At 66.5% G+C, this 24,069-nt stretch carries 17 protein-coding genes; 9 read left to right on the top strand and 8 right to left on the bottom strand.

The window, feature by feature from the left end:
* Position 1: 1 nt before the first annotated feature.
* The 9 genes from KF791_05405 (at position 2) to KF791_05365 (ending at position 13,608) form a co-directional block, all read left to right on the top strand.
* Positions 2-2,362: a hypothetical protein gene (locus KF791_05405; protein ID MBX3732011.1), complete on the top strand. Its 2,361-nt coding sequence runs from the start codon at positions 2-4 to the stop codon at positions 2,360-2,362.
* Complete coding sequence (locus tag KF791_05400; GenBank protein ID MBX3732010.1) at positions 2,329-3,399, top strand: hypothetical protein; 1,071 nt, start codon at positions 2,329-2,331, stop codon at positions 3,397-3,399. The genes KF791_05405 and KF791_05400 overlap by 34 nt, the downstream gene beginning before the upstream one ends.
* Before the next feature lie 58 nt (positions 3,400-3,457).
* Positions 3,458-4,180 carry a DUF502 domain-containing protein gene (locus KF791_05395; GenBank protein ID MBX3732009.1) on the top strand — a complete coding sequence of 241 codons (723 nt, stop codon included), beginning with the start codon at positions 3,458-3,460 and terminating at the stop codon, positions 4,178-4,180.
* Between the two features lie 107 nt (positions 4,181-4,287).
* Positions 4,288-6,042, top strand: coding sequence for a YgiQ family radical SAM protein (locus KF791_05390; protein ID MBX3732008.1), 1,755 nt, complete (start codon positions 4,288-4,290; stop codon positions 6,040-6,042).
* A 90-nt stretch (positions 6,043-6,132) separates the two neighbouring features.
* Entirely contained in the window at positions 6,133-6,909 is a 777-nt protein-coding gene (gene rfbF / locus KF791_05385; GenBank protein MBX3732007.1) for a glucose-1-phosphate cytidylyltransferase, read from the top strand.
* Between the two features lie 25 nt (positions 6,910-6,934).
* On the top strand, positions 6,935-8,146 hold the full coding sequence (gene lhgO, locus KF791_05380; protein MBX3732006.1) for an L-2-hydroxyglutarate oxidase: 1,212 nt from the start codon (positions 6,935-6,937) through the stop codon (positions 8,144-8,146).
* Positions 8,147-8,253: 107 nt separating this feature from the next.
* Positions 8,254-11,406, top strand: coding sequence for a PD40 domain-containing protein (locus KF791_05375; GenBank protein MBX3732005.1), 3,153 nt, complete (start codon positions 8,254-8,256; stop codon positions 11,404-11,406).
* 153 nt (positions 11,407-11,559) lie between these two features.
* Positions 11,560-13,137, top strand: a complete 1,578-nt coding sequence (locus KF791_05370) for a cryptochrome/photolyase family protein (GenBank protein MBX3732004.1) — start codon at positions 11,560-11,562, stop codon at positions 13,135-13,137.
* 6 nt (positions 13,138-13,143) lie between these two features.
* Entirely contained in the window at positions 13,144-13,608 is a 465-nt protein-coding gene (locus tag KF791_05365) for a hypothetical protein (GenBank protein MBX3732003.1), read from the top strand.
* Between the two features lie 182 nt (positions 13,609-13,790).
* Here KF791_05365 and KF791_05360 read toward each other — a convergent pair whose 3' ends face one another.
* From KF791_05360 to KF791_05325, 8 genes are all read right to left on the bottom strand, one after another.
* Positions 13,791-15,119 (bottom strand): sensor histidine kinase, encoded by a 1,329-nt coding sequence (locus tag KF791_05360; protein ID MBX3732002.1) that lies wholly within the window; start codon positions 15,117-15,119, stop codon positions 13,791-13,793.
* 14 nt (positions 15,120-15,133) lie between these two features.
* Positions 15,134-15,784: a response regulator transcription factor gene (locus KF791_05355; protein ID MBX3732001.1), complete on the bottom strand. Its 651-nt coding sequence runs from the start codon at positions 15,782-15,784 to the stop codon at positions 15,134-15,136.
* 341 nt (positions 15,785-16,125) lie between these two features.
* On the bottom strand, positions 16,126-17,640 hold the full coding sequence (locus KF791_05350; protein ID MBX3732000.1) for an efflux transporter outer membrane subunit: 1,515 nt from the start codon (positions 17,638-17,640) through the stop codon (positions 16,126-16,128).
* Positions 17,637-20,801 (bottom strand): efflux RND transporter permease subunit, encoded by a 3,165-nt coding sequence (locus KF791_05345; protein ID MBX3731999.1) that lies wholly within the window; start codon positions 20,799-20,801, stop codon positions 17,637-17,639. Before KF791_05345 ends, KF791_05350 begins: the two co-directional genes overlap by 4 nt.
* Before the next feature lie 14 nt (positions 20,802-20,815).
* Positions 20,816-21,934 carry an efflux RND transporter periplasmic adaptor subunit gene (locus tag KF791_05340; GenBank protein MBX3731998.1) on the bottom strand — a complete coding sequence of 373 codons (1,119 nt, stop codon included), beginning with the start codon at positions 21,932-21,934 and terminating at the stop codon, positions 20,816-20,818.
* 309 nt (positions 21,935-22,243) lie between these two features.
* On the bottom strand, positions 22,244-22,495 hold the full coding sequence (locus KF791_05335; protein ID MBX3731997.1) for a hypothetical protein: 252 nt from the start codon (positions 22,493-22,495) through the stop codon (positions 22,244-22,246).
* 9 nt (positions 22,496-22,504) lie between these two features.
* The gene (locus KF791_05330) at positions 22,505-23,092 is read right to left on the bottom strand and encodes a hypothetical protein (GenBank protein MBX3731996.1); all 588 of its coding nucleotides are present in this window, start codon (positions 23,090-23,092) and stop codon (positions 22,505-22,507) included.
* A complete protein-coding gene (locus KF791_05325; protein MBX3731995.1) occupies positions 23,065-23,478 on the bottom strand; it encodes a delta-60 repeat domain-containing protein in 414 nt (137 codons plus the stop codon). The genes KF791_05330 and KF791_05325 overlap by 28 nt, the downstream gene beginning before the upstream one ends.
* Between the last annotated feature and the right edge of the window lie 591 nt (positions 23,479-24,069).

Here is a 24,069-nt window from a genome sequence, read left to right as displayed (position 1 = left end):
GATGTTGATGGCCTCCCTCATCCTGGCCAACCGCCCCTGGCTCCTGCCCGCCCTGACGGCCGCCGGGGTGGCCGCGCTCCTTCTGGCCTGGAGTTATCGGGCCACGCCTCCCGGATGGGTCCGCTGGACCTGCCTGACCCTCAAGGCGGTCGGCATCGCCGCCCTCGCCTTCTGTCTGCTCGAGCCATTGTGGTCGGGGCAGCGGGCACGTCCAGGAGCCAACCGCTTCGTCGTGGTCGCCGACAACAGCCAGGGCCTGGGCATCCGCGACCCCGGAGCCGCGCAAACCCGCGGGGAAACCCTGCGCGAGTGGCTTGATCCGGGACGCCGCGCCTGGCCGGAGCTGCTGGAGCAGACGTTCGAGGTGCGACGTTACCGGTTCGATTCCCGGCTGCAGGCGGTGCCGGATTTTTCCGACCTGGTCTTCGACGGCCGCTCGTCGGCCATCGGCGCAGCCCTGCAGGCGGTCGTCGAACGCAACCGCGGACGCCCCCTTGCGGGCGTCCTGCTGTTCACCGACGGCAATGCCACCGACCTCAAGGGGGCGCTGCCCGACCTCGAAGGGCTCCCCCCGGTGTATCCGGTGGTGGTCGGCGAGCCCGGGGCGCTCCGCGACGTGAGCGTCCTGGACGTCCGCGCCACCCAGACCGCGTTCGAGGATGCGCCGGTCACGGTCGAGGCGGATGTGGCGGCCACCGGATTGGCGGGTCGCGAGGTGGTGGCGCGGCTGACCGATGCCGCGGGACGGACGGTGGGTGAACAGGTGCGCCAGGTTCCGAACGACCCCGCGCCGCTCACCTTCCGGTTCCAGCCGAAACCCGAGGGGCTGGGGGTGGTGTTCCACCGGTTCAGCGTGGCGGTGGCCGGAGTGGCGGACGAAGCGGAGGCCGAGGCCACCCTCGCCAACAACAACCGGGTGGTGGCGGTGGACCGCGGACGGGGACCCCACCGGATCCTTTACGTCACGGGACGCCCAAACTGGGAGTTCAAGTTCCTCAACCGCGCGCTTCAGGAGGATCCGCAAGTGCAACTGGTCGCGTTGATCCGGGTGGCGCGTCGCGAGCCGAAGTTTGAGTTCCGCGGGCGGGCCGGCGAGACGAGCAACCCGTTGTTCCGCGGATTCGGGGAACAGTCGCCCGAGGAGGTCGAGCGCTACGATCAGCCGGTGCTGGTGCGCTTGAACACCCGCGACGAACTGGAGCTGCGCAGCGGTTTTCCAAAAATCCCGGAGGAGCTCTACGGGTACCAGGCGGTGATCGTGGACGACCTGGAGGCCGCATTCTTCCAGCCCGACCAGCAGTTGCTGGTTCAGAAATTCGTGTCGGAACGTGGCGGTGGGTTCCTGATGCTGGGCGGTGCCGAATCGTTCCATCAGGGCGGTTATCACCGCACGCCGATCGGAGACCTGCTGCCGGTGTATCTCGACCGCCGGGCCGATGCCGCCCCATCGGTTCCCCGCCGCCTCGTGCTGGCGCGCGAAGGCTGGCTCCAGGCCTGGGCGCGGCTGCGCGATACGGAGGGCGGGGAACGCGAAATGCGGGACGCCATGCCGCCGTTTCTCGTGATCAACCGCCTCGGCGACATCAAACCGGGGGCCAGTGTCATCGCCACCGCGGCCGACGAGGCGGGCGGCGAAGTCCCGGCGCTCGTGGTGCAACGCTTCGGACGCGGACGCGTCGCGGCCCTCACCATCGGCGATCTCTGGCGTTGGGGGATGCGTGACGCGAGTTCGCATGCCGACATGGACCGCATGTGGCGCCAGCTCGCCCGGTGGCTGGTGGCCGATGTACCCCGGCCGGTGGAACTGACCGCCGAGGCCGTCCCGGGCGACCCCAATGGTGCCATGCGCCTGGAGGTGCGGGTCCGGGATCCGAAGTTCCAGCCGATGGACAATGCGGACGTCATTTTGGAGATCCAGCCGGTGCTGATCGCCAGCAGCGAGCCCGGCGCCACCAACGTCCTGCGCCTGCCGGCCGAAGCGTCCGTCTCCGAACCCGGCCTTTACGAGGCGGTGTACGTGCCCCGGCTCACCGGCGGGTTCCGGGCCACGGCCGTCGCCATGAACCCGGTTGGCGCCGAGGTCGGGCGCGCCGAGGCCGGCTGGAGCACGGACCTTGCCGCCGAAGAGTTCCGATCTTTGGAACCCAATCTGCCGCTGCTGGAGTCCATCGCCCGTCAGACCGGGGGCGAGGTGATTCCTGCCGGCCGCCTGGAAGCCTTCGTGCGCGATCTCCCGGAGCGTCGGGCGCCGGAGATGGAATCCTGGTCCCGCCCGCTGTGGCATACCCCGGCCATGTTTGCCCTGGCCCTGGGCTGTCTGGTCACGGAATGGGGATTGCGTCGCTGGAGGGGATTGCCGTGATCCGGGCCTCAAGGCTGCTGTGGACGATGCTGGCCCTGCCGGCGCTGGCCTCGTCCACCCTGCCCGCCCCGGCCACGGACGAGCCGAACGACATTCCGGCACTGGTGCTGGTGATCGGAGCGGCGGGAGAACCGGAGTACGCGACGAACTTCGTTCAGCAGGCGGCCGCCTGGACCCGGGCTGCGGCGCAGGCGGGGGCACCGCTGACGGTGATCGGAATCGGCGGGGACACGGGGATTCCCGACCGCGACCGGCTGCAAGCGGCCGTGGCAGCCGCAGGCACGGAATCCCGCCCCCTCTGGCTCGTGCTGATCGGCCATGGCACCTGGGATGAGCGCGACGCCCGGTTCAACCTGCGCGGACCCGACGTGTCGGCGGCCGAGCTCGCCAGCTGGCTGATGCCGGTGGAGCGTCCGGTTGCAGTCATCAACACCGCCTCGGCCAGCGCCCCCTTCCTCAAGGCGCTCGCCGGCACCAACCGCGTCGTCATCACCGCCACCCGCAGCGGCGCGGAGGTCAATGCCACCCGGTTTGGACTTCCGTTCGCCGAGGCGCTTACGGATCCGGCGGCCGACCTTGACCACGACGGACAGGTGTCACTTCTGGAGGCCTTCATCGCCGCCTCGAGCCGCGTCGCCGAGTGGTATGCGACGGCCGGCCGCCTCGCCACCGAACACGCCCTGCTCGAGGACTCCGGCGACGGTCTGGGCACGCCCGCCGACTGGTTTCGCGGCGTCCGCGCGGTCAAGCAGGCGCGGGAGGGCGCATCCACCGACGGCGGATGGGCGCGCACGCTCGTCCTCGTGCGCAGCCCCGGGGAACAGGCCCTTGGGGCGGAGGTCCGGATGCAACGCGACGCCCTGGAACGGGAGCTGGAGGCCCTCCGGGAGCGCAAAGCCTCCCTCGAACCCGCGGCCCATGCGCAGGCGCTGGAATCCGTCCTGCTCAGGCTGGCTCGCCTCTACGAGGAGGCCGAACCGGCCGATCCGCCCCCGGGATCGCAGGCAGCCGCTCCCGCGGGACCCGGAACCGACTGAGGGCGCGGAAACGGCGTCGTCACTTGAGGAGCGTTCGGGCGATTCCTAGGATGCAGCCATGAAGCAAACCCCGTGGGCGCAGTTGCAGGCGAACTTCCTCACCGGACTGGCCGTGGTCCTGCCGGCGGTCATCTCCATCGCGGTCCTCGTCTGGCTTTTTGGCACCGTCTCCAACATCACGGACACGCTGCTGTTCGCCGTCCCCAGGGAATGGAAGTACGTCAACGGAGTTCGGGGCGACATCCACTGGTACTGGAGCCTCGCCGCGCTGACCCTGGCCATGGCCTTGGTGACGTTCCTGGGGGCGCTCGCCCGGCACTACCTTGGCAAAAAGCTGATCCAGACCGGGGACATCATCCTGCTGCGGGTCCCCCTGCTGAACAAGATCTACAGCACGGTGAAGCAGGTGAAGGAGGCTTTCTCCGGCAACAAATCCTCGTTCCAGCAGACGGTGCTCGTCGAGTTCCCGAGACCGGGCATGTACTCTCTCGGGTTCCTCACGGCGGACCAGCAGAACGAGATCCAGGCGCGGACACCCCGCGAGGTTTGGAGCGTCTTCATCCCCACCACGCCCAATCCAACAACCGGATTCCTCCTGTTCCTTCCGGAGGAGGAGTTCACCCGCCTCGACATGTCGGTGTCCGATGCCATCAAGTGCATCATCAGCCTGGGCACGGTGGCGCCCGACTACGTCCGCCCCGACCCGGCGCAAGCGCCGGTCGGAACCCGGTTGCGCGGCGGGCCTGCGGAGGCGAAGGACGTCCGGAACCTCGCGGCCTGACCGCTTCCGGTTGCCATCCGGGCGCTCCCGAAGTCTTATGGAGTCGGCGTATGGCGAGTTCACCAATTACCTTAAAGCCGCGGTCTCCCGACACCGGATTCCTCCCGATGTCCCGGACGGAGATGGACGCGCGCGGCTGGGACGCGGTGGATGTGCTCCTGATCACGGGTGATGCCTATGTGGATCACCCGTCCTTCGGTGCCGCGATGATCGGCCGGGTGCTCGAGGCGATGGGCCTGCGCGTCGGGATCATCGCACAGCCCGACTGGACCCGCATCGAGTCCATCCAGGTCCTGGGCACGCCGCGGCTCTTCGTTGGAGTGACCGCGGGGAACCTCGACTCGATGCTGTCGAACTACACCGCCGCCCGGCACCGGCGGAAGGAGGACGTCTACAGCGCCGGCGGCGTCCCGGGACTGCGCCCCAACCACGCCGCCGTGGTCTATTCGCAGATGTCCCGGCGCGCCTTTCCCGGGGTCCCCGTGGTCCTGGGCGGCATGGAGGCCTCCATGCGTCGTGTCGCCCACTACGACTACTGGGAGGACAAACTCAAGCCGTCCATCCTGGCCCACGCCAAGGCCGATGTCCTCGTCTACGGCATGGGCGAGGTGGCGGCCCGCGAGATCGTCACGCGCCTCCGGGAGGGACGCCGGGATTTCGGGGGCATTCGCGGCACGGCGGTTTTTCTCGGCGCCAGGGCCGCGGCGACGGCGGACCTTTCCGATGCCATCGTGCTGCCCTCCTGGGAGGACCTCCAGGCCGACAAGACCCACCTGCTCCGCCTCACCAAGGTGGTGGAGGCCCAACAGACCCCGTACAGCGGACGCCGCCTGGTCCAGTGGCACGGCAATCGGGTGCTGCTCCAGGAGCCTCCGGCGTTTCCAGTGGACGGGCCCGACCTGGACGCGCTCTACGAGCTGCCCTTTATGCGGATGCCCCATCCCAGCTACCGGGAACCGGTGCCGGGATTCGCAACCATCAAGGATTCGATCATCGTCTCGCGCGGTTGTCCCGGTGGCTGCACGTTCTGCGGCCTGGGCTTTCACCAGGGCAAGTTCCTCTCGAGCCGGAGCGTGGACTCCGTGCTCAAGGAGATCCGGCGCATCAGCGAATCCGACGGCTTTCGAGGCACCATCTCGGACCTCGGCGGCCCGACGGCCAATCTCTTCGGCGCGCGCAACGGCCACGACGAACGATGCCGGAGCTGTCACCGGCCCAGTTGTCTCTGGCCCTCGATCTGTCCGGTGCTCGAACTCAACGAACCGGCCGGGCTCGACCTCCTGCGCGGGGCGCGGCAGCAGCCGGGGGTGAAGCACGTGTTTGTGCAGTCCGGCATCCGGATGGACGTCGCGCTGCGCACCCCGGAGTACACCCGAGAGCTGGTCCAGAACCATGTCTCCGGCCACATGAAGGTGGCCCCCGAGCACATGCATCCGGAGGTGCTGCGCCGCATGCGCAAACCGGCGGGCGATTTCCCCTCCTTCATGGAGAAGTTCTTCGAGCTGAGCGCCGAGGCCGGCAAGGAGCAGTATCTCGTGCCCTACTTCATCTCGAGCTTCCCGGGATGCACGGAGAAGGAAATGGGTGCGGTCGAGCAGTTCCTCAAACAGGAGCGATGGAACCTGCAACAGGTGCAGGACTTCATCCCGCTGCCGATGACCGGGTCCGCGGCCATGTACGTCACCGGGCTCGACATCAACACCGGCAAACCCATCCCGGTGGTGCGGAACGCCGGCGACCGGGAGCGCCAGAAGCGCATGCTGAGGCCGAATCCGGCGCAGCAGACCCGTCCGTGCGGCGGTCGCGGCGCCGGCCGCCCCCTCCCGGCCGCCACCGGACCGCAGCTCGATACCGTGGACTGAGCGATGGCGTGGCTGGGTGGATCGGCCCTCAGGAAATCCTTCGCCCCGGGGCGTCGGCCACGATAGGGTGACCCGCTCGTTGCCGCGTTGATGAAAGTCGTGATCTTGTGCGGCGGACTTGGCACGCGCCTGCGCGAGGAGACCGAGTACCGTCCGAAGCCGATGGTGCCCGTGGGGGGCCGCCCCATCCTCTGGCACATCATGAAGCTGTACGCGGCCGCCGGACACCGCGAATTCGTCCTCTGCCTTGGCTACAAGGGCGAAGTCATCAAGGACTACTTCCGCAACTACCTCTGGAATACTTCCGACGTCACGCTGACGCTCGGGCGCCATCCCAGAATCCAGTATCACACCGGGCACGACGAGGAGGACTGGACCGTGACGCTGCTGGAGACGGGCCTGGAGACCCAGACAGGTGGCCGCCTGCGCCGGGCACTGTCCCATGTGACGGACGACACCTTTCTGTTCACCTACGGCGACGGGTTGACCGATGCCGACCTGAACGGCGCGGTGGCCTTTCATCAATCCCACGGTGCCATCGCCACCGTCACGGCCGTGAAGCCATCCGGCCGTTTCGGTGAGCTGGCCATGGACGGCCGGACGATCACGGCATTCCGGGAGAAGCCCGAGCAGGAGGCCGCCTACATCAGCGGGGGATTCATGGTGCTGAACCGCCGGATCGGCGACTACCTGGAGGGGGGCGATGCCTGCGTCTTCGAGCGGCGCCCGCTCGAACGGCTGGCGCATGAAGGACAGCTCAAGGCGTTCACCCACGACGGCTTCTGGCAGTGCATGGACACCTACCGGGAGCAGCAGATGCTTGAGGGCCTCTGGCAGCGCGGTGCCGCGCCCTGGAAGCGCTGGTGACGCCCGTGCCCGTTTTCTTCCCTTTGTGAGCGCTTCACCGATCACCACCGACTATCTCGTTCTCGGCGGCGGCATCATCGGCGTGTGCGTCGCACGCGAACTGCGGCGTCGGTTTCCCGGGCGCAGCGTGCTCCTGGTGGAGAAGGAGCGGCAGGTGGGACTCCATGCCTCCGGCCGCAACAGCGGCGTGCTGCACGCGGGATTCTATTACTCGGCGGACTCCCTGAAGGCCCGGTTTTGCCGGGATGGCAACCGGGCGTTGCGGGGGTACATCCAGTCCCGGGGCCTCGCCCTGAATCCGTGCGGCAAGCTGGTGGTGGCGCGGTCGGAGGCGGACCTGCCCCAACTGGACGAGCTGCTGCGACGGGGCACGCGGAACGGGGTGGAGCTGCATCCGGTGAGTGCCGCCGAGGCGCAACGGATCGAGCCGCGGGCCCGGACCCATGAACGGGCGATCTGGTCGCCGAACACCGCGACGGCGGACCCGGCGGAGGTGATGGCCGCCATGCGCGGGGATGCGGAACGGGAGGGCATCCGGTTCTGGACCGGCACCGCCTATGCCGGGCGCTCCGGGGACCGGGTGATCACGACAGCCGGAGCGGTGGACGCCGGCTACGTGGTCAACTGTTCGGGACTGTATGCCGACCGTGTCGCGCTCGATTTTGGTTTCTCGCAACGATACCGGATCCTGCCGTTCAAGGGCCTGTACCTGTACAGTTCGGAACCGGCCGGCGCGTTTCGCACAAACCTCTACCCCGTGCCCGACCTGCGAAACCCGTTCCTGGGGGTGCACTTCACCGTCACCGTGGACGGGCATGCCAAGATCGGACCGACCGCCATTCCGGCCTTCTGGCGCGAGCAGTACACCGGGCTCGACCGGTTCGACCCGCTGGAGTTCGCGGAGATCGCCTGGCGGGACCTTGGGCTGTTCCTCTTCGCCGGATTTGATTTCCGCCGCCTTGCGATTGAGGAGCTCCGGAAGTATTCGCGGTCCCACCTCGTCACCCTGGCCTCCGAACTGGCCACCGGAGTACGGGTGACCGACTACACGAAGTGGGGTCGTCCGGGGATTCGCGCCCAACTCATGGACATCCGCACCCGGAAGCTGGAGATGGACTTCGTCATCGAGGGCGATGCCCGGTCGCTGCATGTGCTCAATGCGGTCAGCCCCGCCTGGACCTGTGCCCTGCCCTTCGCCTCCCACGTCTGCGACCGCATTGCCGGGCTCACCGGCTAATCCAGGACACCCCCGCCGCGTCGGCTGGTCAGTTCTCGAATGTAAATTTACGATTGACAATTTTTCAGAATTTGAGAGAAGGCGGTCCATCCATCCCGTGGTCCGCCATGAACTGCTCCCCCCGCCTGCTGGTCGCCTGCCTCGGTGGGTGTGCCGTTCTCCAAAGCGCCGAACTCATTCCGGTCTCGGTCGGACATCCCGACCGGGTCCCTCCCCTCAGTGCCAGCGGTCCGTCCGGGTCCCCTGTCTTCGCCGACAGCGGCCGCACGGTCTTCTTCCTCAGCAGTGCCACGGACCTGACGCACCCGGATGCGGCCCAAAACCCGGCGGTGCTGAATCTGTTTGCCCGGGACCTTGTCACCGGGTCGGTGAAGCGCATCTCCATCGCGGGCAGCCCTGAGGGGGAGCGGGGATCCGTGTATGGTTATGCCGTCTCCGCGGACGGAAGGCGGGTCGTGTTCTCCCGCTCGGGAAGCGACCCGGCACTCGGCGATACCAACGGGGTGGCCGATATCTACTGGCGGGACCTCGAGAGCGACACCACCCGGCTGCTCAGCGTCCGCGACGACGGTGAAGGCGCGGGCAACGGGCCGTCTCAGGATCCGATGATTTCCGCAGACGGCCGCTACGTGGTGTTTGAGACCGCGGCGACGGACCTTGAGGCGGAGCCCTCGGCCGATTCGGGATCCCGGGTTTACCTGCGGGACCTGACGGATGGCACGCTGGTACGCATCCACAGGACGGTGGACGAACAGCCGGAGCCTGCTGCGCAGCCCCTGATCAGTGCCGATGGTTCCGTGGTTGTCTATGCGACCGAGCGGACCCAGCACCCATTGGACACCGGACTGCGTGTCTGGCAGCGCGCCACAGGCATCGCGGAGGCCATCCACTTGCCCGAATTTGACGGTACACGCGTCCTCGGGTGGAGCGGCCTCCCGGACCCGGTGCTTGGTGACGACGGTCGAACGCTGGCCTTCGCGGTGCTGATGATGGACCAGAACAACCATTCCGAGACCAGCATCTGGTGGTTGGACCTCGAGTCCGGTGAGCTCCTACGGGTTTTCGGGAACGAGCCACTCAGCCTCTGGACCCTGATGGGCGGCACTTTGTCGTCTTCGGCTGACGGCCGCTCCCTGGCGTTCAGCCTCGAGTCGGCCGATGCCGCCGAACCGAGATTCCGGAGCCACATTTGGAAACACGGCGCAGGCCTCTTCACGCTCGGCGAGCTGGTGGAGGCATCCGGGCCCTCCGGCAACGAACCGGTCGCTTCCGAGCCGGTTCTGAGCCCCGACGGCACCCGGTTGCTATTCGTTTCTGAACAAGCGTTCCCGGAGGCCGGGGTGACGGAGTCCGGCGTGCGGCGTCTGTATCACCGGGTGCTGGCGACCGGCGCCACAAGGTTGCTCGATGAGGCGCCGGGCATTGGCATCCCCCGCTTCAGTCCCGACGGCACCCGGGTGGTTTTTGAGACCACGAAACCGGAGGCCGGAGGCGACGACCCACAGGAACTGGGCATCCTCATGGTTTCCCTCACAGATTTCGAACGGGAGCTGGTATCGCGGGTTATACCCGGGGACGGTCAGACGACCCGCATGGCCTCCGGCATCAGCACCAGCGGTCCCGGGATCAGCGATGACGGCCGCCGGTTGGCGTTCATCAGCCTCGCCGATGACGTCGTTCTCCACGACCGCAATCGGCTTCCCGACCTGTTCGTGTTTCACCGCGATGGACGGACCAACGAACTGGTGTCCCAGGGGCCGGATGGTTGGGCCACAGGCCGGGTGGACCAGGCGGCCCTGTCGGGTCAGGGGAACCACGTCGTTTTCCTCCAGACCCCTCCCGGCCCGATCGGTGAGATCTGGCAGCGTTATCCCCGGGTCCATGTACGCGACCTCGTCGCAGGCACGACCACGGAGATCGCTGAGGTGGACGCCTCCGGCCATCCCATCATGGGGCCCTGTGAGCACCCGGTGATCAGCGCCGACGGTCGTTACGTGGCGTTTTACTTTACGGAGGTTCGGTTGGAGCCTCTCGAACCCGACGGACCGTTCCAGGCCGTTGGGGTGCGCAGGAGCGTCAAGGTGAAGGAGCTCGAGACGGGGCACACCTGGTCGGTGGACTCGTGGTCCGGCTTTCGGCCGCCGCAACTGGCCAATGACGGTTCGACGTTGCTTTGTGATTTCGCTGGCAACCGATGGCAGGTGTTCCACCGCCACGGAAACTCGTGGCAACCTGGATTGCAGGTCGTGGCGAGTTTCGTCCGGCTGAGCGCCAACGGCAGGTTCCTTTTCGTAAGCCAAAGCGGATTCCCGGAATCCAGCAGGGGCCTGTTTGTTATGGAAGCCCGGTCTGGATCGGAACGCCGCCTCCTCGAAGGTCCGTTGTCCCAGATCAGCGAATTCCAGGCGACGCCCGATGGTTCGATGCTCACCTATGTCCGCAGGACCCGGCCTGCGGACCCGGCTCTCGATGGCCCGCGGCAGATCTACACGCTCTCGGTCGCCACCGGACAGGAGGAATTGATCAGCACGACCCCGGAGGGCGAACCCGGGTCGGCCGACAGTCGGGATCCGCGGATCAGCGCGGGCGGGCGCTACGTGGTCTTTCGCAGCGATGCCCCGGACCTAGTGGCCGGAGACACCGAAGGGGTCCCGGACGTGTTCCTTCGCGACCGCTATACGGGGACCACACGAAGGCTCTCGCAAACCGCGGAGGGCCTCGGCGGCGTGCTGAATTCCTCGCGTCCCGACATCAGCAAGGACGGCGCCTGGGTGGCGTTCACCACTTTCGCCAGCAATCTCCTTCCGGGCGACGGCAACGGCCTCGGCGACGTGGTCCTGACGCCGGTGCCGCAGGTTGCGGCTCCCGACACCGACGCGGACGGTCTGCCAGACGGATGGGAACTGGATCACTTCGGATCCCTCGGCCGGGACGGTGCCGGCGATGCGGACGGCGACGGCTACACGGATCTTGAGGAATACCTCGCCCGCACGCATCCGGGGGAGGGCACCTTGCACCCCTCCCTGGCAGTCAGGCTCGGTTCCCATTCGGAGGGAGCTTTTGAATGGCCGTCGCATGCAGGTGTGGCCTATCAGGTCCAGCGACGCCCGCACCTTGTGGGCGGGTCGAATGCCGGGTGGGAGGACGTCGGCCCGTTGCTCCAGGGTTTTGAGGGCCGGATGTGGACGCGGATCGTGGTCGAAGCGGGCTACTTCAGAGTTCAGATCCGGCCCCGGGTCCCGGACGACCAGGCTCCATAGCCCGGGCCCCCCAACCAGGGAGCGGGTGCGGAACCAGGACATGGTGTCCCGACGTGTTGTCACCCGATCGAAGCGAGGCAACTCTCCAGGCAGCGGCCGTGGATGCCGGCTGGGCGGTGGCTTCCGCAACGTCCCATCCCGGGTCGCCACGACATGACCTCCCCATCGCGTTCGCTGGTCCTGGTGCTCGGCGACCAGTTGGACGCAGGATCGGCTGCGTTCGACGGCTTCGACCCGGCGCTTGACGCCGTCTGGATGGCAGAGGTCGTGGAGGAATCCACGCACGTCTGGACCCACAAGGCCCGCATCGCCCTCTTCCTCACGGCCATGCGGCACTTCCGCGATGCGTTGCGTAAACGCGGCTTCCCCGTTCACTACCGGGCGCTGGAGGACGCGGACAATGCGGGTTCGCTCGCCGCGGAATTGATCGCCATCGCCAGGCGCCTGCGTCCGCAACGATTGATCGTTGTCGAACCGGGTGAGTGGCGCGTGGAGCAAAGCCTGCGGTCGGCGGCCGGTCGGCTGGGGTTGGAGCTGGAGATCCGTGCCGACCGCCATTTCCTCTGTTCCCGCGAGGAATTCGCCGCGCATGCGAACGGGCGGAAGCAACTGCGCATGGAGTTCTTCTATCGCGAAATGCGGCGCCGGACCGGCATCCTCATGGACGGCGAACAACCGGAGGGGGGCGCCTGGAACTTCGACGCGGACAACCGTGCGAGTTTCGGCCGGAACGGTCCGGGCGAGGTTCCCGAGGCCGTGGGCTTTCCGCCGGACCCGATCACGCGGGAGGTTCTGGTCCTGGTGGAAAAGCGCTTTGCCAGCCATCCCGGCAGCCTCAGCCGCTTCGACTGGCCGGTCACGCCTGCCCAGGCGCAGACCGCCTTGCAGGACTTCATCCGGCATCGCCTTGCAGGCTTTGGGAAGTATCAGGATGCCATGTGGAGTTCCGGCGAACGCCTTGCGGCACGGCCGTATCTCTTTCACTCGCGCCTCAGCGCGGCGATGAACCTGAAACTCCTCGACCCGCGCACGGTCCTCGCCGCCGCCGGAGAGGCCTATCGCAAGGGCCGCGCACCGCTGGCAGGCGTGGAGGGCTTCATTCGCCAGATTCTCGGGTGGCGGGAGTTCGTGCGCGGCATCTACTGGCGTTTCATGCCGGACTACCTCGAGTTGAACGTCCTCGACGCGCAACAGCCGCTCCCAGATTTCTACTGGACGGGGCGGACGGAAATGAACTGCCTGCGCGAAACCATCGGTCAGACGCTGGAGTCCGGCTACGCGCATCACATCCAGCGGCTCATGGTCACGGGGCTCTTCGCGCTGCTCCTCGGCGTGAAGCCGCAGGCGGTTCACGAGTGGTACCTCGCCGTTTATGTGGACGCGGTCGAGTGGGTGGAACTGCCGAACACCCTCGGCATGTCGCAGCACGGCGACGGCGGTCTGATGGCCAGCAAGCCGTATGTTGCCTCCGGGAAATACATTGAGCGCATGAGCAACTACTGCGCGGGCTGCCGGTATGATCCGGGGCAATCCACGGGCGGGAATGCCTGTCCGTTTACGACGCTCTACTGGGACTTCCTCCGGCGACACGAGAAGTTCCTCGCCGGGAATCAGCGCATGCGGATGCAGTTGAACAACCTCGCCCGCCTCGACGCATCCAAGCGAAACGCCATTCAGCAGCGGGCGACACAAGTCCGCGCCGCCTGCTGCCGCCCCACGGCAGCGGATTAGAACCCTGTGACGCTGCAACAACGAAGACTCGCCCGCAGCCGCCTGGGGCTCGGCATCACGAACGTCGGCTTCTGGGTGCTGTTGGCGGCCGGCGGCCTTTTCTGGTTGGCCGGCCGTGACACCCGCGGTCTGGACCTGTTTCGCCTTGGCGTGATCCTTTTGACCGCGGTCGCCGCGCAGTCGGTGTTCGATTTCGTCGGAGGGGCATGGCTGATGCCCGAACCCCGGCCCTCGGTGAAGACGTTCCTCCGGGGCTGGGCGCCGGGCGCGGTCGCCCACACGCTGGTGCTGGCCGGCGTGGGACTTCTGAGCTATGCGAGTTTCCAGCGGTCCGGCGGGTTCTGTCCTGCCATCGGGGCTGCGACGGCGGGGCTGGCCCTCGGCCGACGGCACCTCCTCCGCGCAGTGGCCGGTGTTTCCACTGCTGAAATGCAACGCGCCATCGAGCCGCTACCGGAGTCCGCCCTGTAGTGAAGACCTTCCACCCCAATCTTCAGAATCAGGCCCATTCTCTCTCTTTTCCTTCTCCAGTTGCGAAAGTCGGGTTAAGGCCGCCCGTCCGGTGCGGGAGGGGCGACCCTCGGGAACCGCCGGCAGGGGGCGCGGGTGGTCCGGGGCCTTGCGCAACTGCCGGAGGGGTCGCCACCCGGAATTCACCCCGGTCCCCCAAGGGATCCCGGTTCCGGGACGGGTGGCACTTCCACCCGGATCCTGAGCCCCTGAGGTTTCAGGTCTTCCACTTCGAGTTCACCGCCGAGCATTCGTGCCCGGGCGCGCATGCTGGTCATGCCCACCCCCACGGACGTCGCCGTCTCCCGGGATTCCGCCCGCAGGCCGCGACCGTCGTCCTCGATGACCAGCAGCAATCGGTCGGGCCCTTCATGCAGTCGCAGGACGGCGCGGGTGGCTCCCGAATGGCGGGCGATGTTGGTCATGGCTTCCTGGCAGATCCGGAACAGGTGGGTCTCCACCTCCTCAGGGAACCGGCGCTCCGTGTTGGAATGGCACACGACCTCGATGTTCATGCGCTCGGAGGACCTCGAAGCCAGCCATCGCAGGCTGGCCTGAAGCCCGAGGTCGTCGAGAATCACCGGCCGCAGCAGCTGGGAGAGCTCCCGCACGTTGCGAATGGATTCATCCACCAGCGCGAGACAATCGCCGCGCACCGCCTCCAGGTATTGATGGCGTTCCGGGATCAGGCTGGCCCGCAGGGCCGCGAGGGATTGGCCCAGCTCGTCGTGCAGTTCGTGCGAGAACCTCCGGGCGGCCTCCTCCTGGGTCTGAAGCATGTGCCGTGAAACGCGGTTCAACTCGCCGGTTTGCCAGTGCATCACCCGGATCGTGCGGTTTACAAAGCCGATCGTCACTAGGGCGCAGATCACCGACAGGCCAAGCCCCAGTCCCAACAGCCAGGTCGCCCGATCGCCCAGGCTCTTGGACTGCCGCTCAATGTCGCGCTCCATTTCCGTCAGCCGGCGCGAGCTGGCATGGATGATCCGGTCCACGAGCCGCCGCATCCGGTCATGATGCTCAAGGAGCGGTTGCACCGCCCCGGGCGTGCTCGGCAGACCGCCGCTGAAGGACCGGTGGGCTGCCTCGGTGAACAGACGGACCTGGTCGTCCAGCTCCTTCCACAAGTCGTGGTGGGGCGAGTTGTGCTCGTCCTGGAGGCGTTGGGCAATCTGAAGCCGGGTATGATCCAGTTGTTCGAGGAGACCGGCCTGCGCCTCCGGGGATACATCCTGCTCCATCAGCTGTCGCAGCAGTCTCGCCATAGCGGTCTCCTCCAGTTGGACATCATGAACCAGACGCGCGATGCCCAGTTGATCGTGGGTCATCTGGGTTGCCGTCGCACGGATGCGCCGGTTGTGCCCGACGGCGAGCAGGGCAGCGACCCCGAGCAGGAGGATGACGAGCAGAAATCCCGCCGCGAGCGTCCGCTGGATGTTTGGCTCCGGGAGTTTCGGAACTCGATGGCCCACGCGTTGAGATCCTCCTAGTGAATCAACCCCTTGCGCAGCGCGAACCGCACCAGTTCGGCGACGGAATGCAGGTTGAGCTTCTCCATGATCCGCCCCCGGTGGGCCTCAACGGTGTACACGCTCAGCCTCAGCGCCGTGGCAATCTCCTTGTTGGTCCTGCTCTCGGCAATCATCTGGAGCACTTCGCGTTCGCGGGGCGAGAGCAGATCCACCGGGTCCGTCACGTGGCGCCGGTAATCCTCGATCACGGCGTCACTGACCGCGGGGCTCAGCCACCCATGGCCCTGGGCCACGGCGCGGACCGCCGCCAGGAACTCCTGTTCCCCGCTGTCCTTCAGCAGGTATCCCTTGGCCCCGGCCCGAAGGGTCTCCCGGACGTAGACGGCGTCCTTCTGCATCGAAAGCGCGAGGACCCGGATCAGGGGATGGCCGCGGACGATCTGGCGGGTGGCCTCGATCCCGTTGAGCCCCGGCATCGCGATGTCCATGACCACCAGATTGGGGTTCAACGCGGAGGTCAACTCGATGGCCTGCCGGCCGTTCGAGGCCTCACCGACCACCTCGAGATCACGCTGCGCCGTGAGGATCATGCGAAAACCGTTCCGGACTACGGCATGGTCATCGACCAGCAGGATCCGGATCCGGTGGGTCTGGATTGAGGACATGCCCGGTGGGAACCTAGGCCCCGCTCACCCGCGAAGGCAATGGGGGCCATTGAGGGGCGGCCGGCCCGTGAGGCTGCGCGCCTCGGGGCCGCGACTTGCGGTGGGGCAGGCCTTCGGCGAGCCCTGCACCTCGAAACCAGCTCCCGCGTCGCCCGTCGTGGGGCGCACGGCTCGTTGAAAACTCGCCCCGCCCGGTTTGGGTCGTGGTTCTTTTGAAACGGGGCGCTTCCGCAGCGGCGGGGGTGGCGGATCCGGCCGCGGCAGGCCTCCGGCCTCCGGAACCTCCGCCGCGTCACCCTCCACGGGGGACCCGGCCGGGGCACGATGGCGGACCACCGAATTCATCTCGGGGCCGTTGAGGCTGTGTTGGCCACCACCGGCGCGGCGGGCCGGCCGGCCCTCGTTTCAACCGCCCCGCCGCCGAGGGCCCTGTAGGCATTGATGCCGGCCGTCAGCCGTGCCCACTGAAGTTCCACCAGTTCCATGCGTGCCTCGAGGGCTTCCCGCTGGGTCAGGAGGACCTCGGTGTAATCCGCGCGGGCGGCGCTGAAGAGGGACGAGGAAAGGGTCACGGAGTCCGTGAGGGCTTCCGCCTGCCCGAGTTTGAGTTCATATTCCTGCTCAACATTCCGGATGCGGGACAATTCGTTGACCACCTCCACGTAGGCCTTCAGGACGCTCTGCTGGTAGCGGTAGACCGCCGCGACCTGGTTGGCCGAGGCGCCCTGGAATGCGGCCCGGATGGCGCTGCGATTGATGAGGGGACCCACGAGGTTGGCCGCGGCTCCGTAGACCATGTTCTCCTTGGCGAAGATCGGCGAGCCGAACGTGAACGACTCGAGTCCGACCAGCGCCGACACGCTGAGTGCCGGATAGAAGCGCGCTCCGGCCGCCTTCACATCGAGTCCCGCAGCGATCAACTCCAATTCGGCTTTCCGGACGTCCGGCCGGTTCCGCAGGAGATCGGACGGAATCCCCGCCTGCAGCGGGGCCAGCACCGCCGGGTCGAGGCCGCCGGAGCTGCGGCGGACGGGTTGTGGATAGCGGCCTGCGAGGCCGTTGATCCTGTTCTCGGTCTCGACGATCCGCTGCCTCAATTGGAAGAGCCGGCCCCGGTTCTTGAGCACTTCCGCCTCGAACCGTCGCACGGCCAGTTCGGTGACCCGGCCTGCCGCCTTCTTCTGGCGGATGGATTCCAGTGCCTGTTCCTGGATTTCGAGCATGCGCTCAACGATGCCCAGCAGCGCATCAAGGGAGACGAGCTCGTAATAGGAGGCCGCCAGCTCGGATACGAGGTGCGTGACCGCAAAGCTCCGCCCCTCGCGGGTGGCGAGATAGCGCTGGACCGCCGCGTCCCGCTCGTTGCGGAGCCTTCTCCAGATGTCCACCTCCCATTCAAACTCGGCTGCAGCGGCGTAGTTGGGAAGAAACTCCGGATTGGGCGTCCCCGGCTGGATCTCCACATCATTCTCGACCGCTCCCTGCACGGTGTTGCGTGAAGCCTTCTCGGCGCCGGCGCCGCCGCCCAGGGTGACAAACGGGAACAGGGCGCCCTTGCGGGCCCCGACCTCGGCCCGGGACGCGGCCACCTCCTGGAGCAGGATCTGGATCTCCTGGTTGTTGGTGAGCGCCGTCGAAATCAGCTCGTCCAATGCGGCGTCCCGGAAAAAGTCACGCCAGCCGGGAATCTCCTTCTGGCGCATTTCCGCCGTGCCAGGAAAGGATTCCGGGAGCAGCGGGGTCCTGTCCGGCAGGGGGGCCGGATCCGGGGTGAGGCAACCCGCGGCGACGGCACAGGCGGCGGCGAGAAGGATCTCGCGGCAGCGCTTCAGGAGGTTCGGAAGGGATGGCTTCATTCGCGCTCGGGGATCTCGCTGAGCGGCAGTTCATCCTCGTCCGGAAGGAGCTTCCTGCGTCCGGAGAGGCTGGCGAACACGTAGTAGAGTCCGGGGATCACGAGGACTCCCAGCACCGTGCCCAGGAGCATGCCGCCCGCGGCGGAGGCTCCGATCGTGCGGCTGGCAATGGCCCCCGCACCGGAAGCCCTCAGCAGGGGGATCATCCCGGCGATGAAGGCGAAGGAGGTCATCAGGATTGGGCGGAACCGGGCCCGGGCCCCCTCGATGGCGGCCTCGAGAACCGGGGCCCCCTCGCTGTGACGCTGGGCGGCGAACTCCACGATCAGGATCGCGTTCTTGCCCAGCAGGCCCACCAGCATGATGAGGCCCACCTGGGCGTAGATGTCGTTGTCCAGTCCCATGGCCTTCAGCATCAGGAAGGAGCCCATCACCCCAACCGGCAGGGACAGGATGACCGCCAGCGGCAGGAAGAAGCTCTCGTACTGTCCGACCAGCACCAGGTACACGAACAGCAGGACAATGAGGAAGATGTAGACGGCCTCATGGCCGCGTTGGACTTCATCGAACGACAGCCCCGCCCACCCGATGTCATAGCCTCGCGGCAACGTGGTGGCGGCAACCTCCTGGATCGCGCGGATGGCATCGCCGCTGCTGAACCCCGGGGCCGGTGCCCCCTGGATGGTCGGCGCCGGATAGGCATTGTACCGGGTGATCTCATTGAGTCCCTGCCGGTGTTTCAAGGTCACGAACGCCGAGTAGGGGACCATCTCGCCCTTCTCGTTGGACAAATAGAGATCATTGAGATCCTTCGGGAGGCGCCGGAACTTGGGATCCGCCTGGACATACAGCTTGAAGAACTGTCCGAATTTGATGAACCCCTGTTCATAGGTGCTGCCGATCAGGATGGAGAGGTTCTCCATGGCCTTCCCGATGGAGACCCCCTTCTGCATTGCGGCCTGGTTGTCCACAACCAGCTCGATCTGCGGATAATTGGCGCTGAAGAACGTGAAGAGGCCGCGGAGTTCCTTCCGCTTCCCGAGCGCCTCCATGAACTCCTGGTTGACCTTCTGGAGGCGGTCGTAGTCACCCGTGGCCGACTTGTCGAGGAGGCGCAGCGAGAATCCGCCCGCGGCCCCGTAGCCCGGAACCGCGGGGGGCTCGTAGAACTCGATGGTGGCGCCCGAGATCGCCCGGCAACGATTCTCCAGCTCCGCGATGATCTGCGCCGCCGTCTGCCTGCGCCGCGACCAGTGCTGCAAGTTGATGAGGCACGTGCCGGCATTGGAGCCGCGTCCCTCCGTCAGGACCTCGTAGCCGGCCAGCGAGGACACCGATTCGACCCCCTCGATCTCATTCGCGATCTTCTGCAGCTCCGTGGATTTGGCAAAGGTGCGCTCGAGGGTGGATCCGGGGGGCGTCTGGAGGATGGCGTAGATCATGCCCTGGTCCTCCGCCGGGATGAATCCGGCGGGCAGCCGGCTTCCGATCTGCTGGATCGCGACCAGGGCGGCCGCCAGTCCGACGGCGGTGAGGATCCAGCGGCTGGCAATGCGTCGCAACAGGGCGACGTACCCGTTCGTCACCTGTTCGAACCGGCGGTTGAACTGCTGCAGAAGCCAGGCCACCGGGCCGCGCGGGGTCGTCCCGTGGCCGGGCGCCCGGAGGAGCATCCCGCACAGCACCGGCGTCAGGGTGAGGGCCATGACCCCCGACAGCACGATGGCGACCGCCATGGTGATCGAGAACTCCCGGTAGAACACCCCGACCGGCCCGCTCATGAACGTGACGGGCACAAACACCGCGGTCATGACCAGGGTGATGGCGATCACCGCGCCCCCGATCTCGTGCATCACCAGCTGGGTGGCCCGGTAGGAGGAATGGCCGGTGCCGTGCATCTTGGCATGCACCGCCTCGACGACCACGATCGCGTTGTCCACCACGATGCCGATGGCCAGGACGAGGGCGAACAGCGTGATCAGGTTGATGGCCACCCCGAACAGCTTCATCAGGAAGAAGGTGCCGATCAAGGACACCGGGATGGCGAGGGCGGGGATCAAGGTGGAGCGCAGGTCCCCCAGAAATGCAAAAACGACCAGGGCCACCAGGAGGAAGGCCTCGATCAGCGTGTGGATCACCTTCTCGAAGGAGGCATCCAGGAACGTCGAGACATCATAGCTGATCCGGTAGTCCATCCCCGGCGGGAGGGACTTCTCCCTGAATTCCGCAAGCCGGGCCTTGACCTGCTTGATGACATCGTGGGCGTTGCTTCCGATGCTCTGCTTGATGACGATGGCCGCGGAGGGACGGCCATCAAGGTCGGAATACAGGTCGTAGAATTCACTGCCGAGTTCCACCGTGGCGATGTCCTTGAGGCGCAGAAGCTCCCCCTGGTCGGTGGCGCGGAGAATGACGTTTTCATACTGGTCAACCTCGTTGAACCGGCCGACATAGGTGAGCACGTACTCCAGGGACTGCGAGGTCTTGCTGTCGGCGCGGCCGAGTCGTCCCGGGGAGCCGATCACACTCTGGTCGGCGAGCGCCTTCATCACCTCCTCGGTGGACACGTTGTAGGCGCGCATTCGCTCCAGGTTCAGCCAGATCCGCATGGCGTACTGACGGGTCCCCAGGATCTTGGCGGAGCCGACGCCCGGAATCCGGCTGAGTTCGGGGATCAGGTTGATGTAGGCGTAGTTGAAGAGGAACTGCATGTCCGCATTCTTGTCCGTGGAATACAGGTTCACATACATCAGCATGTTGGGGGTGAGATTGTTGACGAGGACCCCCTCGCGCTGGACGAGCGGCGGGAGGCGGCTCATCACCTGGTTGACCCGGTTCATGACGTTGACCGTCGCCTGGTTCGGATCCGTCCCCATGTTGAACACCACCTGGATGGTGGCCTCCCCGGCGCTCGTGGCATCCGAGGTCATGTATTTCATGTTGGGGACGCCGTTGATCGAACGTTCCAGGGGGATGAGGCACGACTCCTCGAGCACCTTGGCGCTCGCGCCGGGGTAGTCGAGGGTGACCATGACCACCACCGGGGCGACCTCGGGGAACTGGGAGACCGGCATCGTGGCGATCGAGAGGCCGCCCAGGAAGAGGATGAGGAGCGAGATGACGATCGCCAGGGCGGGTCGGCGGAGGATGCGGGTGAACATGGGATCGGGGCGGGCTACTCCGCGCGGAGTTTGAGGTTCTGGAATGCCGTTTCCGGCGGGACGAACTCGGGCTCAACCCGCGCGGCACCGGTCGGCGGGCGGCCGCCCTCAATCACGATCGTGTCGTTTTCAGTCACACCGGCGCCCACGACGAAGAAGTCCTCGAGTTCGTCCGTGACCCGGATCCGCTGCTGGGTCAGCGCGCCGTCCGTTCCGACCACCATCACGTAGTGGTGATCGAGGACGTCATGGACTGCCTTCTGGGGCACCAGCACCGCCCCGGGCAGGAGTTTCTTCATGCGGATGCTTCCGGTCGCCCCATGCCGGAGCAATCCCTCCGGATTCAGGAAGTCGGCGCGGAAGGGGATGGTGCCGGTCTCGGCGTTGAATTCGGCTTCGATCGTCGAGATTCGGCCCGGGTGGCCAAAGACGTTTCCGTTGGCCATGATCAGGTCCACCACCTTGCGATCGTCCGGCTGCGGCTGGGAGGCATACTCGAGGTAGTCGGCTTCCGGGAGGTTGAAGTACACCCACATGGTCCGGTTGTCCGAGAGGGTCGTGAGGAGATCCCCCTCGGCGATGAGACTCCCGGTCCGGACCCGGAGGCGGTCCACCAGACCGTCGAAGGGGGCCCGGACATCGGTGAATTCCAGGTGGGCCCGTGCGAGGCTGACCTCGGCCTGAGCCTTCTCCATCCGGGCGCGGGTGATGGCCAGCTCGGATTCAGAGACCACCTTCTTTTCGGCGAGCTGGCGCGTGTTGTCGAATTCCACGGCGGCCGCCTGGGCTTCGGCCTCCGCCCGCTTCAGTTCCGCCTCATGGAGCAGCGGGAGGATCTTGAACATCCGTTGCCCCTGATGGACGAACTGTCCCTCCGAGACCTCCACCGATTGCAGATACCCCCGCTCCAGCGCCCGGACTTCAATGTTCTGGGAGGAGTGGATTCGGCAAACGAAGTCCCGCATCACCACCGTATCCCGCTTCAGGGGCCGGGTGACGACCAACTTCGACGCCTCGGCCTCCGGTGCATGATCCGCAACCGATTCGTGTTGCTGGCATCCGGCGAACAGGAGGCCGGCGACAACGCCTCCTCCCAGAATCAGGGACCATTGAACGGGACCTCGTGTCTTCATCCTCCCCAAACGTAAAGGGGCGCTTGTCGGTTTGGGCATCCCGTCCGCGGGGAGGGTTTGCGCCCCTCGACGGGGGATGGCGGCTGACGTTGCGGATCCGATGCTCCTGCCGGCTTGCGGAAATTGTGGCGCTCCCTGACCCGACAATGACGTTAACGTGACGAATCGGGGGTTCTGGGGTGACTGCGGTCATGGGAGGAGGAAGCTCCGACGCAGGCGGAGATGACGTCCTGCGACTGCGGGGGTCGGGGGCACTCCCCACGGCTTCCCGGTTCGCCGCCCGCCAAGAGTCCGTGACCAGTGGGTCGTCTACGTGATGACGCCGGCGGTCAGGTAGCACGCCAAGAGTCCCGCCGCCATTGCCCGCAGGCCCAACCGCGCGAGATCGCCGCGGCGGGTGGTGGCCAGGGCGCTGATCCCGCCGATCTGGATGTCAACGCTCCCGAGATTGGCGAAGCCGCAGAGGGCGTAGGGACCTGCACTGCGGCGCGGAGATGAGCCCGTCACCGGGCGCCTTCTCAGATGCGGCGTCGTTTCCCGACGAATCTCCCAACATGGCAGGTGTTGGTTTCAGCGGATCCGCCGCACGCGAACGAATTGTGGGGCGGCGTTGTCCAGGGGAACGGACAGCGTCCGCAGATACCCATCGCCCTCAAGTTCCTCCACGTGCCGCCACGCGCCTGGAAGATCCGGCGATCGCGTTTCCAGGGCGTACCGCCGGCCCGAAAGGGTCGCCAGTGTTGCCCGGAGTTGACCTTCGACCACACGGGGCTCGGCCAGCACCCTGTCTGGATCGGGCCGGAATACGTACAGCATGGAGAGCGCTTGCCCCTGCACCAGGGATGCCGCCACCAATCGGCCCTCCGCGCTCCACGCCAGCGCCGTTGTGTAACCGACGGGCACACTTGTGGGGGCAAAGGTATCGTCCACAATTCCGGATGCCGGAATTCGGGCGGCGACCGCCAATCCCACGCGGCCCACGTCCTCGAGTCTCGCCAGGGGTCCGAGACCCACGTAGACGTCCCCCAAATCTCCGCGCTGAAGCGGCAGAGGTCCAAAGGCCAGGTCCGGAATCAGCCGATTGAGCGACTGGTATCCGGGATCGCGGATGCCGGCGGGAAGGATCCAATTCAGCCGCGGGACCAGATCGTGGGCCACCACTGCCCCCCCGCTTCGGCGTCCACAAGAGCCTCCACCGGGCCGGCATCACTGTTGAAGTCTGGATCCGGTCGGCCTTCCCGTGTCAATCGGACCAGGTTCCGCGAACCCTCCGGAACGCCACGCGCCTCATCCGCCAACAGATGGCTTCCGCCCACCAGGATTCGCCCTCCCGGCTCGACCCGCACCGAACGGACCTCCGCTGAGGTGGCAAGGCGGGCGTCGAAGCCCTCGTCCAGGGAACCATCGCTCCGGAGGATGGCCAGCCCCTTTCGGGGCTTCCCATTCACGATGTCGAATTGGCCACCCACGACGAGCCTCCCGTCTCCCAGGGGTTGAACGGTCGTCACCAGGACGCCGGCTTCGAAGCCCGCGGAGCGGGTCAACGTGGGCGCAAAGCCCAAATCCAACTGACCTTCATGCCCGATCCGAATCAGATTCGAGACGGTGCGCCCCTGGTGGCTCCGCAGATTTCCCCCCACATAATAACTCCCGCCTTCGGTCGGGAGGAGGACGCGTACGATCTGGGGATCCGAAAAATCCAATGGCGGTCACCGGCGTCGGGAACGGGGGCAATGGGAGGGCCGAACCGTCCGGCCTGAGTCCGATCAGCGGAGGAAGGCCGACCTCCGGTTGGAACATGTGCACCCAGAGGAGCCCGTCCGGGCTCAGCGCCGCAGGGTCCGACGCCCCGATCCGAAGTCCCGCGGGCGGGTGGAAGTTCGGATCCAATTCACCGGATGCCTGAGCGGCCGCCCGAACTCCGGCGGTCAGGGCCATCCAAGTGAGAATCAGCGCGTTCCGGAGCGGACTGCGAAGGCGTTTGGGTTCCATGGGCGTGTCGAGCTATGCGTTGGAGCCGGTTGAATCTGCCGTGAGGTTTACAGAAATAAACGCCAAGTCAATCTCAAAGCCACCGCCCATTGTGAGGTCTGGAGGTGAGCAATCCTCAGGAAATGGAGGATTTCCGTCAGCGT

The sequence above is a fragment of the Verrucomicrobiia bacterium genome (assembly GCA_019634635.1).
Lineage (GTDB): Bacteria > Verrucomicrobiota > Verrucomicrobiia > Limisphaerales > UBA9464 > UBA9464.
The sequence above is the reverse complement of the archived record's forward strand: the minus strand, read 5'-3'. Positions and strand labels throughout refer to the sequence as shown.